We start from the raw sequence: 16,324 nt of genomic DNA, 5'->3' as shown, positions 1-16,324 counted from the left end.
TATTTCTTGCCTTAACATATTCAGCACAAAGGGATTGAAAAAAAAGCGCACTCTATCCACAATATTGAGCGTAATCTCTGCCTTTCGGGACGACCCGTAAGCGCTTCTTTCACCGGGGACGGCCCCAACTTGTACTTAAGTTAAGGAGCCTGAAATGTCCTGGATTATTCTTTTCATTGCCGGTTTGCTCGAAGTGGTTTGGGCAATTGGTCTGAAATATACCCACGGTTTTACCCGCCTGACGCCCAGCGTCATTACCATTACCGCAATGATTGTCAGTATTGTCATGCTGTCATGGGCAATGCGTACCCTGCCTGTTGGGACGGCTTATGCGGTCTGGACTGGAATTGGGGCGGTAGGCGCGGCCATCACCGGCATTCTGTTGCTGGGAGAGTCAGCGAGTCTGGCGCGTATTGCCAGCCTCGCCCTGATTGTTGCCGGGATCGTTGGCCTGAAGCTCAGCACGCATTAATGCGGCTGTTCAACCCAAACTAATTTCGCTACATCAAACCCTTGCCGGGTCGCCACGTCCAGCATCTGCTGTTTCATTTCAGGTGAAATGGTCGGGGTGCGGGAGAGTATCCACAGGTAGTCGCGATCCGGCCCGCACACTAATGCGTGACGATATTCTCTGTCGAGTGCAATCACGTTATATCCACCGTAGAACGGGCCGATGAAAGAGACTTTCAACGCGGCACGGCTCGCGTCGCCGGTGAAGTACGCCTTGCCAACCGACTGTTGCCACATCGCCCGGTCCGGGTTGTAACCACGGTTAACGACCTGAATACCGCCGTCATCCATTGAACTGTAATGGGCTGTGACTTTTTCTAAACCGCGCTCGAACCGATGATCCATTCGGGCGATTTCATACCAGGTTCCAAGGAAGCGTTGTGAATCGAAAGGCGTGACGACGGTGACGCCGGGTGGCGGGGTAGGGGAACTGCAGGCAACCACTAAAAACGCGGCTGTCACTGCGGCGATAACAGGCAGAATGCGCATAGGTGTTTCCTTACTGTTTTCTGTTAAGTGTAGATGACAGCAAGGAAAATGAGGTTTTTGTGCGGCGTCACACCGTGGGTTTTGTCGGCCGGGTAAGGCGAAGCCGCCACCCGGCAATGTTTTACTGCAGCGCGTCGAGGATGCGGTATCCCGTCTCAACGCGTGCCGGGTTCGGATAGCTCTTGTTCGCCAGCATCACGATGCCAAGCTGCTTCTCCGGGATAAAGGCCACATAGCTGCCAAACCCGCCGGTGGAGCCGGTTTTGTGTACCCATGAGGCTTTTACCGGAGGTGCCGGAGGATGCACTTCTCTCGCGGGCAGGGGGGCCAGCGCGATCTTATTGTCGCTACCTTCAATCACGGTTTTGGCATCGACCGGCCAGTTAAGCATTTCCCAGCCTAGCCCTTGATACATGGCCCCCACGCGCCAGTAGCGCGACTGCGCCAGCGTAATGCCCTGCTTAAGCGATGCATTCTGAATGTTATCCGGAGCCATATTGGCCACCACCCAGCTTGCCATATCCTGCACGTTGGTTTTCACGCCGTAGGCTTCGGCGTCCAGCATCCCCGGTGATACGTGGACCGCTTTACCGTCGCGGTATCCCCAGGCGTAATGTGCCTCTTCCGCTTTCGGAACGTTGATCCACGTATGGTCGAGCCCGAGCGGTTTAAAGACCCGCTTCGTCATGGCCTGTTCAAAGCCCATGCCGGAAGGTTTAACTGCCAGTGCGCCAAACAGACCGATGCTGGCGTTCGCATACAGTCGCGTGGTGCCAGGCTTCCACTGCGGCTGCCATGTCTGGTAAAAGCGCAGCAGAGAGGCGTTATCAGTGACCTCATCCGGTACCTGCAGCGGCAGACCGCCAGCGGTATAGGTTGCCAGGTCCAGCATGCGAATTCCCTGCCACTGCTTGCCCGTCAGCTCAGGCCAGTACTTTGTCACCGGATCGCCCAGCGATATCTCACCGCGGGCAATGGCATCGCCGCCCAGCACGCCGGTGAAAGTTTTACTGATAGAACCCAGTTCGAACAGGGTTTGTGGGGTAACAGATTTGTTCGCCGCAACATCGGCTTTACCAAAAGTAAAATAGTGCGGCTGGCCCTGGTAGATCACGGCAACCGCCATGCCCGGAATGGACTGCGCTTTCATCAGGGGGGTAATGTTTTTTTCCACCACGTTAGCCAGCTGTTTCTCTGACATCGACGCAGCAATGCTGGAACATGAAACGCCGAGCAGCAGGGCGCAGCAAAGGGATTTTTTGATCATCAGTTATCTTCCATAATCGCGGTTCAGGGGAGTGTCCGGGCCCATCAGACGAGCGTAGTCTGTGGGATTTGACTGTGGCTGACAAACGGTTAAATTTAGCATTAGCTGTTAATTTTTCTAACGGAACGACAGATGACGCGAAGCTATCTTCCTCTTAACTCGCTTCGTGCCTTCGAAGCGGCCGCCAGGCATCTTAGTTTTACGCATGCCGCCATTGAGCTCAATGTGACCCATTCTGCCATTAGCCAACACGTGAAGGCGCTGGAGCAGCACCTCCACTGCCAGCTGTTTATTCGCGTTTCCCGTGGGCTAACGCTGACTACGGAAGGCGAGAATCTACTGCCGGTGCTCAACGATTCGTTCGATCGTATCGCCGGTCTGCTCGATCGCTTTACTCACCATCTTGCCATGGAGAAGCTGAAGATCGGTGTGGTTGGTACCTTTGCGACGGGGTTGCTCTTTCCGCAGCTGGAGGATTTTCGTCGCTGCTATCCGCACATTGATCTGCAGCTTTCTACGCATAACAACCGTGTCGATCCTGCCGCCGAAGGACTGGATTACACCATTCGCTATGGTGGAGGCGCATGGCATGGCACCGAGGCGCAGTTTCTTTGCCCTGCGCCGCTGGCTCCGCTTTGCACGCCGGATATCGCCTCTGTGCTAAAAACCCCGGCAGACATCCTGAAATTCACCCTGCTGCGCTCCTACCGGCGCGACGAATGGGTTGCCTGGATGCAGGCGGCGGGTGAGCATCCTCCTTCACCGACGCACCGGGTGATGGTATTTGATTCGTCCGTGACCATGCTTGAGGCGGCTCAGGCGGGCGTGGGGATTGCCATCGCGCCTGTTGATATGTTTAGCCATTTGCTGAACAGCGAGCGCATCGTGCAGCCGTTTGCGACGCAGATTGACCTGGGCAGTTACTGGCTGACGCGACTCCAATCGCGGGCTGAAACCCCCGCAATGCGTGAGTTTGCGCAGTGGCTGGTGGGAAAAATGCAGAAATAACAGGCCCGCCGGATGGCGGGCCAGAAGCGTCAGATGGTGACTACCGCAATCAGCGTCACCACGGTCAGGATGGTTGCCAGACCGTAGAACACCCATTTACCGTTTGGTACATGGATTTTCAGGTCATGCATCGCATGGTGAATGCGGTGCAGGCCGCACCACAGCGGTAGAACGATCATCAGGAAGATGAACACGCGACCGATAAAGCTGCTCGCAAAGGCCAGCACGCGTTCGTAGCTCAGCGCATCGCCCGGGAACAGCCCCAGCGGCAGCATAATGCCGACCAGCAGGATAATGACCGGCGCGATGATGGCGCTCCACATGCCGCCTGCGCCAAACAGACCCCAGAAGACCGGCTCGTCAGAGCGTTTTGGATTTGGATTGATCACAGGTGTCTCCTTACCAGAACAGTGCGACAAACAGAATGACCACAGTGACCAGAATCGTCACCGCCCAGAGCCCCTTAATTACCGGCTCTGGCCCCATTTTTTCGTCTTTAACGATGATGTTCGCCGCTTTTGGCGCCAGTTCAAACCAGGTTTTGGTATGAAGCAGCGCGGCCGCGAGCACGATCAGGTTCAGCACCACGATGATCGGGTTTTGCAGGAAACCGACAAAGCTGGCCCAGGTTTCCGGACCGTGCTTGAGGGCAAAAACGCCGTACATCAGCTCAAGGCTGAACCAGACCGCCGGCACCGCCGTGCCTTCACGCAGCATATAGAAGCGATAAAACGGCAGGTTTTTCCACCAGGTGGACGGCATTGGCCGCACATAGGCTTTGCGTTTAGTCGTCATCATGCACTCCTTAGCGTGGTTTCAGGGTAGCGATAAGAAAGTCTTTCGAGCTTTCCACTTTACCCTGCTGAATAGCGGCAGCCGGGTCGACGTGCTTCGGACAGACTTCGGAGCAGTAGCCCACAAAGGTACAGCTCCAGACGCCGTTCTGGCTGTTAAGCTGCGCCATACGTTCTTTTTTACCGTGGTCGCGGCTGTCCTCGTTATAGCGGTGCGCCAGGGTAATGGCGGCCGGGCCAATGAACTCCTTGTTCAGGCCAAACTGTGGACAGGCGGCGTAGCACAGACCGCAGTTGATGCAGCCGGAGAACTGATGGTACTTCGCCATCTGGGCTGGCGTCTGGGTGTTTGGCCCCTGATCCGGCGTGCGCGGGTTGCCAATGATATACGGCTTAATGGCTTCCAGGCTTTCGATAAAGTGGGTCATATCGACCACCAGATCGCGTTCAATCGGGAAGTTGCCCAGGGCTTCGACCTTGATGCCTTTGGTATAGTCACGCAGGAAGGTCTTACAGGCCAGCTTCGGCACCTTGTTGACCATCATGCCGCAGGAGCCGCAGATCGCCATGCGGCAGGACCAGCGGTAGCTCAGGTCTGGCGCCAGGTTGTCTTTGATATAGCCGAGCGCGTCCAGCAGGGAGGTTTGCTCGTCGTAAGGCACTTCATAGAAAGCGCTGTGCGGTGCGGCATCCACTTCCGGGTTGTAGCGCACTACTTCAACTTTGAGTGTTTGCATTTCAGCCATTCGCCTTCTCCTTCTTCTCGGCGGCTTCTGCTTCTGCACCGTACACGCGTTTAGCCGGTGGCAGCGTGGTGATTTTCACGTCGCTGTAGTCCAGACGTGTGGTGCCATCCGCATCGCGCCAGGCGAGCGTGTGTTTCAGGAAGTTAACGTCGTCACGTTCGGTACAGCCTTCGTCCAGACGCTGGTGGGCACCACGCGACTCTTTACGCGCCAGCGCAGAGTGCGCCATACATTCCGCGACGTTCAGACCGTGGCCCAGCTCAATGGTGTAGAGCAGATCGGTATTGAACACGCTGGAGGTGTCGGTGATGCGCACGCGCTTGAAGCGCTCCTGCAGTTCCGCCAGCTTGTCGACGGTTTTCTGCATCAGCTCTGGCGTACGGTAGATACCGCAGCCTTCTTCCATCGACAGGCCCATCTCGTCGCGGATCTTAGACCAGTTCTCGTTACCTTCCTGATTCACCAGATCTTTCAGCCGTTTTTCAACGTCTGCGACCTGGGCGTCCAGCGCGGCACCGTTGGCTTCACCTGCGGTTGCCGCCCGCTCGACCGCGCGTTCGCCCGCCATGCGGCCAAAGACGACCAGTTCTGCCAGCGAGTTCGATCCCAGACGGTTCGCACCGTGCAGGCCCACAGAGGAACACTCGCCTACGGCGAACAGCCCTTTAATGCGGGTTTCGCACTGCTGATCGGTTTCGATACCGCCCATGGTGTAGTGCGCGGTTGGACGCACCGGAATCGGCTCTTTAACCGGGTCAACGCCCACGTAGGCTTTTGCCAGCTCGCAGATGAACGGCAGACGCTCCAGCAGTTTCTTCTCGCCGAGATGGCGCAGATCGAGATAGACCACATCGCCGCGCGGCGTGGAGATGGTGTTGCCTTTGCGCCACTCGTGCCAGAAGGCCTGAGACACTTTGTCGCGCGGGCCGAGCTCCATGTACTTGTTCTTCGGCTCGCCGAGCGGGGTTTCCGGGCCCATGCCGTAATCCTGCAGATAGCGGTAGCCGTTTTTGTTGACCAGAATACCGCCTTCACCGCGGCAGCCTTCCGTCATCAGAATGCCGGAGCCCGGCAGACCGGTTGGGTGATACTGCACGAACTCCATATCGCGCAGCGGCACGCCGTGGCTGAGCGCCATGCCCATACCGTCGCCGGTGACGATGCCGCCGTTGGTGTTGTAGCGATAAACGCGGCCCGCACCGCCTGTTGCCATCACCACGGCTTTCGCGCGGATCTGGACAAGCGTGCCTTCCATCATATTCATCGCCACCAGGCCGCGCGCCTCGCCGTCATCGACCAGAATGTCGAGAACGAAATGTTCATCAAAGCGTTGAATTTGCGGGAACTGAAGGGAGGTCTGGAACAGGGTGTGCAGCATATGGAAGCCGGTCTTATCGGCGGCGAACCAGGTGCGTTCAATCTTCATTCCGCCGAAGCGGCGAACGTTGACGCTGCCGTCCGGACGGCGGCTCCACGGACATCCCCACTGCTCAAGCTGGGTCATTTCCGTAGGACAGTGGTGCACGAAGTAGTCAACGACATCCTGCTCGCAAAGCCAGTCGCCCCCTGCAACCGTGTCGTGGAAATGGTATTCGAAGCTGTCATGATCCTGCGCAACGGCGGCGGATCCTCCTTCTGCAGCAACCGTGTGGCTACGCATGGGATAGACTTTTGAAATCAGTGCGATTTTAGCGTTGGGATTAGCTTGTGCTGCAGCAATTGCAGCGCGTAATCCCGCTCCGCCAGCGCCTATTACGGCAAGATCGGCTTGAAAAGTTTGCACGACATTCCTCCAGATTTTTGTTTTTCCGCAACGCGTTGAACTAAAGGTAGCTCACCTGTCCGAACGGGAAATTGCGAAAGCGATTCCACTGCTCCTTTATGGGTAAAACAGTATAACCGTATGGATGTGAGGGAAATTTGACGTGTTCGATTTTTTTGCTGTTCAGTGCGGTGATTTATCATCGTTATTGATGAATTCCGTTACGTTATTTTTCTTCGTTATGAAAAAGGCGCTTTTACCGCGCAAAATTTGTCTCCGCCCCGGCTTACGAGTAGACTTCGTGCCCTTGTCTGAAATCGGAGAATTACTCATGAGCGAAACGGCCACCTGGCAGCCGAGCGCATCCATCCCAAACCTGTTAAAACGCGCAGCAGTAATGGCGGAGATCCGCCGCTTCTTTGCTGACCGCGGCGTCCTGGAGGTGGAAACTCCGTGCATGAGTCAGGCAACGGTAACGGATATTCATCTGGTGCCGTTTGAAACCCGTTTTGTTGGCCCAGGCCATTCTCAGGGGATGAATCTGTATCTGATGACCAGCCCGGAATACCATATGAAGCGCCTGCTGGCGGCGGGATGTGGTCCGGTGTATCAGCTGTGCCGCAGCTTCCGTAATGAAGAGATGGGTCGTCACCACAACCCGGAATTCACCATGCTGGAGTGGTACCGCCCGCATTATGATATGTACCGCCTGATGAACGAGGTGGACGATCTGCTGCAGCAGGTTCTGGACTGTTCAGAAGCGGAGACGCTCTCCTATCAGCAGGCTTTCCAGCGTTGTCTGGAAATCGATCCATTGTCAGCGGATAAAGCCCAGCTGCGTGAAGTGGCGGCAAAACTGGATCTGAGCAACGTGGCGGATACCGAGGAAGATCGCGATACGCTGCTGCAGCTGCTTTTCACCTTTGGTGTGGAACCGCAGATTGGCAAGGATCGTCCGACCTTTGTTTACCACTTCCCGGCAAGCCAGGCTTCACTGGCGCAGATCAGCACCGAAGATCACCGCGTGGCGGAACGTTTTGAGGTTTATTATAAAGGTATTGAGCTGGCGAACGGTTTCCACGAGCTCACTGACGCGCGCGAACAGCAGCAGCGTTTTGAGCAGGATAACCGCAAGCGCGCCGCGCGCGGCCTGCCACAGCAGCCGATCGATACCCACCTGCTGGAGGCGTTAAAAGCGGGCCTGCCGGATTGCTCCGGCGTGGCGCTGGGCGTAGACCGTCTGGTGATGCTGGCGCTGGGCGCCGAGCAGCTGGGCGATGTGATTGCCTTTACGGTCGATCGCGCTTAAAGAATTGCCGGGTGGCGCTGTCGCTTACCCGGCCTACTCGGTCACTTGGCCCTGCCACATTAAAAACTGCCATATTATTAATACACGGGTCTTTTTCTTAATTTGGCCCTTATAGCCACAATATTAGTCTGGTCTTCTGCTACCATCCGCGCAATTTAATTCCGCTTTGGATGGTTCTATGTCCCACTCACTCAAAAAGATGACCCTCACCGGGCTCATCCTGATGATATTTACCTCGGTCTTTGGCTTTGCCAACAGCCCGTCGGCCTTCTACCTGATGGGTTACAGCGCGACGCCGTTTTATATCGTCTCTGCGCTATTCTTCTTCATTCCCTTTGCGCTGATGATGGCGGAAATGGGATCGGCCTATCGCAAAGAAGAGGGCGGGATCTATTCGTGGATGAACAACAGCGTTGGCCCGCGCTATGCGTTTATCGGCACGTTTATGTGGTTCTCCTCTTACGTCGTCTGGATGGTCAGTACGGCCGCGAAAGTGTGGGTTCCGTTCTCGACGTTTGTGTTCGGTGCCGATAAAACCCAGGTCTGGTCGCTGGCGGGCCTCAGCTCCACGCAGGTGGTGGGTATTCTGGCGGTCTGCTGGATGGTTGTTGTAACGCTGGTGGCGTCTAAAGGCATCAACAAAATAGCCCGGATTACCGCTGTGGGCGGTATTTCGGTCATGGGGTTGAACCTGGTTCTGCTGGTGGTCAGTATCGCCATTCTGTGTCTGAACGGCGGCCATTTCGCGCAGGAGGTGAATTTTGTGTCATCCCCTAATCCGAGCTATCAGTCCGGTCTCGCCATGCTCTCCTTCGTGGTCTTTGCCATCTTTGCTTACGGCGGTATTGAAGCCGTAGGCGGCCTGGTCGATAAGACCGAGAACCCGGAAAAGAACTTTGCCAAAGGCATTATTTTTGCCGCCATCGTCATCTCGATTGGCTATTCGCTGGCGATTTTCCTCTGGGGCGTCAGCACTAACTGGCAGCAGGTGCTGAGCAAAAGCACCACCAACCTCGGGAACATCACCTATGTTCTGATGAAAAGTCTGGGCATGACGCTGGGCCAGGCGATGAACCTGACGCCGGACGCGGCGGCGACGATGGGCGTTTGGTTTGCGCGCATCACCGGGCTGTCGATGTTCCTTGCGTATACGGGCGCGTTCTTCACGCTGATTTACTCTCCGCTGAAAGCCATTATTCAGGGCACGCCAAAAGCGCTGTGGCCAGCGCGCATGACGCAGTTGAATACAACCGGCATGCCCGCTAACGCCATGTGGATGCAGTGTCTGCTGGTATGCGTGTTCATTCTGCTGGTGTCGTTCGGTGGAGATACGGCGTCAGCGTTTTACAACAAGCTGACCCTGATGGCGAACGTTTCGATGACGCTCCCATATCTGTTCCTGACGCTCGCATTCCCGTTCTTTAAGGCGAAGCAGGGGCTGGAACGTCCGTTCGTGATTTTCAAAACCCGCGCAACAACGCTGCTGGCAACCACGGTGGTGGTTTTGGTGGTGGCGTTTGCCAACATATTCACCGTTATCCAGCCCATCATTGAGGCAAATGACTGGAACAGCTCGCTGTGGATGGTTGGCGGTCCGATCTTCTTCTCGCTGCTGGCGATGGGGATTTATGAGAACTATCGTCGTCGCTCGATGGCGTACGTCGCGGAAGTCGCGTAGCGGTAAAACGCCCCTCCCCACAGGGAGGGGCAAGTATTACAAACTTCCCGCCGGGCGTTTGCGCCCCGCTGATGACAGCGTTCGTGACGTTTTAGTCCCGCCGAGGCTTTCCAGACGCATCTGGAACGGTGGGAACGGCATATCAATTCCGTGCTCGCGGAAGCCAGCCAGAATCAGCTGGTGGATCTCATGGCGCAGCGGCATTCGGTGTCCCATCTCGGCGGCGTAGATGCGCAGCTCAAAGATCTGAATACCCTGCTGTAAATCCACAAGGAATACCTCCGGTGCCGGGTTGTCGATCACCAGCGAGCAGCGCTCTGCTGCGGTGTACAGGATCTGCGTCACCTCTTCGCTGTTGGCATCAGACGGTGCCGGTACGGTCAGGACCACTCGGGTGACGGAGTCTGACAGCGACCAGTTGATAAACTGCTCGGTGATAAACGCCTTGTTCGGGACGATGATCTCTTTTCGATCCCAGTCGCTGATCGTGGTGGCGCGCGTATTGATCTTCGTGACGCTACCGGTCAAATCGCGGATGGTCACCGTATCGCCAATACGGATCGGCTTCTCAAACAGAATGATCAGACCGGAAACGAAGTTGGCAAAAATCTCCTGCAGGCCAAAGCCCAGCCCCACGGTCAGGGCGGCGACCAGCCACTGCAGTTTTGACCACTCAATACCAATCATCGAGAAACCTACCAGCCCACCAAACAGCATGATCAAATATTTGGTGATGGTGGTAATGGCGTAGCCCGTGCCGGGGGTTAAATCCAGGTGCTGCAGCAGCGCCAGCTCCAGAAGAGCAGGGAAGTTACGCACCAGCTGCGTGGTGATGATCAGCACCAGAATGGCAATCAGCACCGCGCCTAAAGTGATCGGCTCCAGACTTTCAACACCCTGTACCGTGGACGTCACATCCCACAACGAGATGTTCTCCAGGAATCCAAACGCGGAGTGAATTTCCGACCACAGGAAGATCACCGACAGAAGGGCAACCAGCATCAGGAGGGAACGTACCAGCCGCAATGACTGGGTACTGATGGTATCCAGATCGATTTCGACATCGTCGGCATCCGTTGTCCCTTCAGTACTGTTGACGTGGTTTGGCTCTTCTTCACCGCGTGCGCGCTGGGCCAGAATTTCAGCGCGGCGATGCTTGGCACGGTCAAACGCCAGACGACGACGCTGGATCAGCATTCCGCGGCGGATGACATGGTAGACCACCAGCAGCAGGAACCAGATGGCGACGGAGGTTTCAAGACGTGCCAGCAGCGCCTGCGCGGTCGCCAGATACCCCACGGCTGCGGCCAGAATGGCCACCAAAGGCGCGGAGAGCATCAGGTTCCACAGCATGCGGTTGAGCATGTTATCGCCGCTGCCCGACTTATCGAGATACAGCGGAATGCCGGCGCGTTTAAGGCTGAGTTTCACCATTGCCAGCGCGCCGCAGATGAGGATAAAGCAGAGACGGCCCAGCGAACCGGAGAACTCCCGGTCATTGAGGTTATCGAACATGATCAGCGCCATGATTAGCGGCACGATCAGGCCGATGCTCATCAGGTAGTAACGCATGCCGCGCGCGACGCGGCTGCGCGGCCAGCCAAAGTGGGCGACAAACAGACCGTTTGGACGCGCGAAGGTGGCACAAATCATCACTACCCACAGCAGGGGAACGGTGGCGGTGACGCCATCGCCAATCGCCACCGCCAGCGGATAGGGCCAGGCCTCGCGAAGGCCGTATCCCAGCGTCATCCACAGCACCGGCAGCGGAGAAGCAACAAGAATCGACCAGAATACGGTACGCAGCGTCAGCCAGAAGTGATCCTGCGTCACTTTCCCGACGCGCGCGCTGGAACGTTCGAGGAAGCGCGTAAAGTGCCTGCGGGAGTAGATGCTGAAGCCCACCAGAATCAGCGCGCCCAGCAGCGGGAAGATGGTCTCCTTACTGGTAATCATCATCACGCTGGCCTGGCCCAACTGGCTGAAGGTATCCAGCGAAATCAGGCGGCGCAGATCCTGCACAATCTCTATCGGCCACGAGAAGGTCATTGGCCGCACGTCGGACGTCCAGAAGAGATAACGGTGCGTCGCCTCGTTGACCTCTTTCAGTGCATCTTCCAGCTGGCTGTTTGACACTTTCAGCTTGGTTAGCTCAAGGATCAGCGTATCGCCGCCCTGCAGCAGAGAGTTCAGCAGTTCACGCTGGGTGCGCAGCTGGGCTTCAAGGATGCGGTTCTGCTCACCGGTAAGCGGTTGTCCATCGGCCTGGCGGATCTGGCGGATTTGCGGCTGCTTATTGAGGAGGTCTTCAAAATGCAGGCGCTGGACGCGCAGCTGCGCCATCTCGGTATCAAGCTGCTGCGGCTTTGGCATTTCCGGCAGGCGGGCAACCTGGGCGCGTAAGGCTTCACCCAACAGGTTGGAGGACCCCAGCCACTGGGATTGCTCACGCAGGGTGTTAAGCGCCTGACGTACCTGCAGTGTTTGATTGGTCGCCTGTCGCTGCTGCGACGCAACCAAATCCATACGCTGCGCCTGCTGGTTCAGCGCGGCTGAAAGCTCGCGGTTAACCTTGAACTGATCGACGATGCCGACAGGCAGATTTGCGCTGTTTTCCGCGAGGAGTTCTGTACTTTCCAGCGCGCGTTCGGCTTCGCGCTGGCGCTGGCTATTTAACTGGTTGCGCAGGCTCTGCAGATACGCGTCCAGCTGTTGGCTCTGCTTCTGCGCCAGTTCAGCGCGCATGCGCGACAGTTCCTGGCGGTTGTTGGCAGAAAGCTGCGCCAGCTCCAGCTCATCAACCAGCGCTTTGAGCCTGGCGGATTCCGCCTGTAGCCCAAGATTTTGCGCCTGGCTCTGTGGCGTATTACCGGCTTGCGTGCCGACGCGACGCTCGACCTCGTTCAGCTGACGGCGGGCATCGGTCTGCTGCTGCGGTAGCTGGCTGAGCGAGTCGGCGATTTCACGTGCGCGCTCTTGTTCCTGCTGCGCCTGGCGGCTCTTTTCCAGAAGCTGACTGCTAACCTGGAGGATCTCCTGGTTTAGCGCATCGGACGTCAAGCCTACAGGTACTGCGCGCGGTTCATCGCGCAGGTTATTAAGCTGCGAGCGCAGCGTTTGTGAGAGTTTCGGGAAGTTGTCGATAACCTGCTGGTATTGCTGGGCACGCTCGAGGGAGCCTTTTCGCTCCTCAAGCGCGTTCAGGGCAGACTGGAGCGACTCGACGGTCTCTGGCTGAGCGGGTTTCGCCGCTTTTGCCTGCTCCAGTTCCTGGGTTATCTGTTTGGCGTCGGGGGCTGTCGCTGCGTACGCCCCCATGCTGAGGCACCAGGCCATCAGTAGAACGATAATCGGGCGCACGTCAGCGATCCTTCTGTTGTTAGCCTTCGTCTTTTTTGTCGTCAACCAGCGGGCTGGCGTCATGCTCGGCGTTGATCTCTTCTTCAGGCAGCGGCGCAGGCTCTGCATCCGGGGTGATGAAGGTTTCGGTAGACACCGCCAGCGGTTGGCCCAGCTTGGTCACCGACAGGCTTTCCAGCTGTTCAACCAGGTTCACTTTACCCGGTGCAAACAGGTTGATCACGGTAGAGCCCAGCTTAAAGCGGCCCATCTCCTGACCTTTCAGCAGGGCTACAGAGCCTTCCGCTTCACCGGCAGGCCAGGTCCAGCGCTTGATCACGCCTTCGCGTGGTGGGGTGATGGTGCCCGCCCAGACGGTTTCGATGCTGCCTACAATGGTAGCACCCACCAGAATCTGTGCCATTGGGCCAAATTCAGTATCAAACAGGCAGATGACGCGCTCGTTACGGGCGAACAGGTTCGGAACGTTCTGTGCGGTCAGGTGGTTCACGGAGAACAGATCCCCCGGCACGTAGATCATCTCACGCAGAATACCGTTACACGGCATGTGTACGCGGTGATAGTCGCGTGGCGACAGGTAGGTGGTCGCGAAGGAACCGTTACGGAACAGGTCTGCCATCAGGTAGTTACCTGCGAGCAGCGCTTCCAGGCTGTAGTTGTGGCCTTTGGCCTGCAGAATTTTGTCGTCTTCGATCTTACCGAGCTGGCTGATCACACCGTCCGCAGGCATGACCAGCACGTTAGGGTCGGTATTTAACGGGCGCACTTCGTCGCGCAGCGGGCGCACGAAGAATTCGTTAAACGTGCGGTAGCTGGCGGTGTCCGGCTTCTGCGCCTCTTTCATGTCGACCTTGTAGTATTTCACGAACAGGTCGATGACCAGTTTGGTCAGCCATCCCGCTCGTTTGCTCGCGCCCCAGCCCGCCAGGCGAGTGAGCCACAGTTTTGGCAGAATGTATTGAAGCGAAAGTTTGAATGAGTTTAACAAGGTAGCCTCCAGGCCATTGTTTTGTCGTTCCTGATCCGGCGGAAAAGCGCCGGAACCTGAAAAAGGGGACGATTTTAGCGATGCTTAGCTTAGTTGTCAGTTATCAGAATCAGAAAAGTTTTTACGCGTTTTTACGTCTTCCATGCTCTCAAGAATGCGGTGATAGTTTTCGAAGCGGGTTTCCGCAATTTCACCGTTCTCAACCGCCTCGCGGATAGCGCAGCCAGGGTCATTGTCGTGCTTACAGTCGCGATATTTGCAAGCGCCTAAATAGTCATGGAATTCGACAAACCCGTTGAAGATTTGTTCCGGCTCAAGGTGCCACAGCCCAAACTCACGCACGCCCGGCGAGTCAATCACGTCGCCGCCGTGCGGGAAGTGATAAAGACGCGAGGCGGTGGTGGTGTGCTGGCCCAGACCCGAGACATCAGACACATCGTTGGTGAGGATCTCTTGCTGGAGACCGAGAAGGTTGTTCAGCAGGCTCGATTTACCTACGCCAGATTGACCCGCAAAGATGCTGATGCGATCGGTCAGCGCCTCTTCCAGCGGTTTCAGGCCATCTTTGGTATAGCTGGAGACCATCAGCACGCGATAACCGATCTTGCGATAGATATCCATCTGCTCATTGACGAAGGCCATGCCGTCGTCGTCCAGCAGATCGATTTTGTTCAGCACGATAATCGGTTCAACCTGCAGCGTTTCGCAGGCGACAAGGTATCGGTCGATAATATTGAGCGAAAGCTCAGGTAAAATCGCCGAAACGATGACGATCTGGTTAATATTGGCGGCGATGGGTTTAACACCGTCGTAGAAATCAGGACGGGTTAATACGGACGTGCGCTCATGGACCGCTTCAACGATACCTTTTACCGTCACGCCTTCCGACGCTTCTTTACCCGGTCGCCAGACGACACGGTCGCCGGTCACCAGAGAACGAATGGTCCGGCGGATGTTGCAGCGGTGAATCGCACCATCGGCGGATTCCACGTCAGCGTGCATACCGAAACGGCTGATGACTACGCCTTCCGTTGGGTCGCCAAACAGATTGTCGTCGTAATCCGGCTTCTCCGAAGTGGTTTTAAGACGGCGCTGGTGGTTGGCGTTTACGCGGCGCTGCTGCCCTTTGGAGAGTTTATTTTTACTCAATCGCGCTGGCTCCTGGTCGCCCGTAAGGGGCAAAACCTCTATGATACACTCTAATTAATACTAGTTAACCTGCTACTGCCGGTTATGCGAGAAGGGTGGAAAATAACATGAGCGCGGATGAAAACAACCTGATTTGGATCGATCTCGAAATGACCGGGCTGGATCCCGAGCGCGATCGCATTATTGAAATTGCAACGCTGGTCACTGATGCCAACCTGAATATTCTGGCGGAAGGGCCAACCATCGCGGTACACCAGTCTGACGATCAACTTGCGCTAATGGATGAATGGAACGTGCGTACCCATACCGGCAGCGGGTTGGTAGAGCGCGTGAAGGCCAGCACCCAGGGTGACCGTGAGGCAGAGCTGGCGACACTTGAATTCCTGAAACAGTGGGTTCCTGCGGGCAAATCGCCTATCTGCGGTAACAGCATTGGTCAGGATCGTCGCTTCCTGTTTAAGTACATGCCGGAGCTGGAATCGTATTTCCACTACCGCTATCTCGATGTCAGCACCCTGAAAGAGCTGGCGCGTCGCTGGAAACCGGAAATTCTCGACGGCTTTAAAAAGCAGGGAACACACCAGGCGATGGACGACATTCGCGAGTCGGTTGCGGAGCTGGCGTACTACCGCGAAAACTTTATAAAGCTGTGATTTTGAGACCCGGCGCCTTGCGTGGCCGGGTTTTTGTCGTTAAATTGTTCAGCTTGCCGATTAAATAAGCATTTGAACGGAATTTCAAAAAAATCGCTTTAAGGGGGGTTGCAGCTAAAAGGATTTCTCGTATAATGCGCCTCCCGTAACGACAGAGAATTACACGTTACGACAGCAACAAAAGCAGTGCAGATTTGCGGGAATAGCTCAGTTGGTAGAGCACGACCTTGCCAAGGTCGGGGTCGCGAGTTCGAGTCTCGTTTCCCGCTCCAAAATTTGAAAAGTATCTCAGGATACGTCAGCACCAGAACACCCAAGCGGGAATAGCTCAGTTGGTAGAGCACGACCTTGCCAAGGTCGGGGTCGCGAGTTCGAGTCTCGTTTCCCGCTCCAAATTCTTCTTATATTCAAATTATCCACAGCGAAATACTTCGTTGGGGACGTTTTCTATTTCATCTGAAATACTCTTGTAAACAGAGTTATCCACAGAACCTGCCGCTGATCTGTGAGTGCCAAACGCTTCGCAGGGTGAATAGTATCTTTGTAATTTTTTGATTTATAAAAAGAAAATATCATTTCAAAATGTTAGCGAGATCACTTGACCTCTTAGC

At 56.0% G+C, this 16,324-nt stretch carries 14 protein-coding genes and 2 tRNA genes; 7 read left to right on the top strand and 9 right to left on the bottom strand.

What is annotated here, in order from left to right:
- Positions 1-154: 154 nt before the first annotated feature.
- Positions 155-472, top strand: coding sequence for a quaternary ammonium compound efflux SMR transporter SugE (sugE, locus tag KK102_RS17925; protein WP_126545668.1), 318 nt, complete (start codon positions 155-157; stop codon positions 470-472).
- Here sugE and KK102_RS17920 read toward each other — a convergent pair.
- Together KK102_RS17920 and blaACT are read right to left on the bottom strand one after the other, a co-directional pair.
- On the bottom strand, positions 469-999 hold the full coding sequence (locus KK102_RS17920; protein WP_100165645.1) for a lipocalin family protein: 531 nt from the start codon (positions 997-999) through the stop codon (positions 469-471). The genes sugE and KK102_RS17920 overlap by 4 nt on opposite strands.
- Before the next feature lie 121 nt (positions 1,000-1,120).
- Positions 1,121-2,266: an ACT family cephalosporin-hydrolyzing class C beta-lactamase gene (gene blaACT, locus KK102_RS17915; RefSeq protein ID WP_216358146.1), complete on the bottom strand. Its 1,146-nt coding sequence runs from the start codon at positions 2,264-2,266 to the stop codon at positions 1,121-1,123.
- 132 nt (positions 2,267-2,398) lie between these two features.
- On the opposite strand from blaACT, the gene ampR reads away from it, so the two are divergent.
- Positions 2,399-3,274: a LysR family transcriptional regulator AmpR gene (ampR, locus tag KK102_RS17910; protein ID WP_216358145.1), complete on the top strand. Its 876-nt coding sequence runs from the start codon at positions 2,399-2,401 to the stop codon at positions 3,272-3,274.
- A gap of 29 nt (positions 3,275-3,303) precedes the next feature.
- On the opposite strand, the gene frdD is transcribed toward ampR, so the two are convergent.
- Genes frdD through frdA form a run of 4 tightly spaced genes read right to left on the bottom strand, consistent with a single transcriptional unit; the run spans position 3,304 to position 6,597 of the window.
- Positions 3,304-3,663 carry a fumarate reductase subunit FrdD gene (gene frdD, locus KK102_RS17905; protein ID WP_126545665.1) on the bottom strand — a complete coding sequence of 120 codons (360 nt, stop codon included), beginning with the start codon at positions 3,661-3,663 and terminating at the stop codon, positions 3,304-3,306.
- A gap of 10 nt (positions 3,664-3,673) precedes the next feature.
- Positions 3,674-4,069: a fumarate reductase subunit FrdC gene (frdC, locus tag KK102_RS17900; protein ID WP_090419405.1), complete on the bottom strand. Its 396-nt coding sequence runs from the start codon at positions 4,067-4,069 to the stop codon at positions 3,674-3,676.
- Positions 4,070-4,079: 10 nt separating this feature from the next.
- Positions 4,080-4,814: a succinate dehydrogenase/fumarate reductase iron-sulfur subunit gene (locus KK102_RS17895; protein ID WP_126545664.1), complete on the bottom strand. Its 735-nt coding sequence runs from the start codon at positions 4,812-4,814 to the stop codon at positions 4,080-4,082.
- Complete coding sequence (frdA, locus tag KK102_RS17890) at positions 4,807-6,597, bottom strand: fumarate reductase (quinol) flavoprotein subunit (RefSeq protein ID WP_126545663.1); 1,791 nt, start codon at positions 6,595-6,597, stop codon at positions 4,807-4,809. Before frdA ends, KK102_RS17895 begins: the two co-directional genes overlap by 8 nt.
- A gap of 310 nt (positions 6,598-6,907) precedes the next feature.
- Here frdA and epmA point away from each other — a divergent pair, with 310 nt between their 5' ends.
- Both epmA and yjeM read left to right on the top strand, forming a co-directional pair.
- A complete protein-coding gene (gene epmA / locus KK102_RS17885) occupies positions 6,908-7,885 on the top strand; it encodes an elongation factor P--(R)-beta-lysine ligase (RefSeq protein WP_216358144.1) in 978 nt (325 codons plus the stop codon).
- Positions 7,886-8,063: 178 nt separating this feature from the next.
- The gene (yjeM, locus tag KK102_RS17880; RefSeq protein WP_216358143.1) at positions 8,064-9,563 is read left to right on the top strand and encodes a glutamate/gamma-aminobutyrate family transporter YjeM; all 1,500 of its coding nucleotides are present in this window, start codon (positions 8,064-8,066) and stop codon (positions 9,561-9,563) included.
- 36 nt (positions 9,564-9,599) lie between these two features.
- Here the strand turns inward: yjeM and mscM are convergent, their stop codons facing one another.
- The 3 genes from mscM to rsgA form a co-directional block, all read right to left on the bottom strand.
- Positions 9,600-12,923 carry a miniconductance mechanosensitive channel MscM gene (mscM, locus tag KK102_RS17875; RefSeq protein ID WP_216358142.1) on the bottom strand — a complete coding sequence of 1,108 codons (3,324 nt, stop codon included), beginning with the start codon at positions 12,921-12,923 and terminating at the stop codon, positions 9,600-9,602.
- A gap of 19 nt (positions 12,924-12,942) precedes the next feature.
- The gene (gene asd, locus KK102_RS17870) at positions 12,943-13,911 is read right to left on the bottom strand and encodes an archaetidylserine decarboxylase (RefSeq protein ID WP_126545659.1); all 969 of its coding nucleotides are present in this window, start codon (positions 13,909-13,911) and stop codon (positions 12,943-12,945) included.
- A 96-nt stretch (positions 13,912-14,007) separates the two neighbouring features.
- A complete protein-coding gene (gene rsgA, locus KK102_RS17865) occupies positions 14,008-15,060 on the bottom strand; it encodes a small ribosomal subunit biogenesis GTPase RsgA (protein WP_185805612.1) in 1,053 nt (350 codons plus the stop codon).
- A 107-nt stretch (positions 15,061-15,167) separates the two neighbouring features.
- On the opposite strand from rsgA, the gene orn reads away from it, so the two are divergent.
- The 3 genes from orn to KK102_RS17850 all read left to right on the top strand — a co-directional run bounded on the left by orn (position 15,168) and on the right by KK102_RS17850 (position 16,106).
- Complete coding sequence (gene orn, locus KK102_RS17860; RefSeq protein WP_126545657.1) at positions 15,168-15,713, top strand: oligoribonuclease; 546 nt, start codon at positions 15,168-15,170, stop codon at positions 15,711-15,713.
- A gap of 196 nt (positions 15,714-15,909) precedes the next feature.
- Positions 15,910-15,985 (top strand) — tRNA-Gly (locus tag KK102_RS17855).
- 45 nt (positions 15,986-16,030) lie between these two features.
- Positions 16,031-16,106, top strand: a tRNA-Gly gene (locus tag KK102_RS17850).
- The last annotated feature ends 218 nt before the right edge of the window (positions 16,107-16,324 follow it).

Origin of the sequence: Enterobacter quasimori (assembly GCF_018597345.1) — a bacterium.
GTDB lineage: Bacteria > Pseudomonadota > Gammaproteobacteria > Enterobacterales > Enterobacteriaceae > Enterobacter > Enterobacter mori.
The sequence above is the reverse complement of the archived record's forward strand: the minus strand, read 5'-3'. Positions and strand labels throughout refer to the sequence as shown.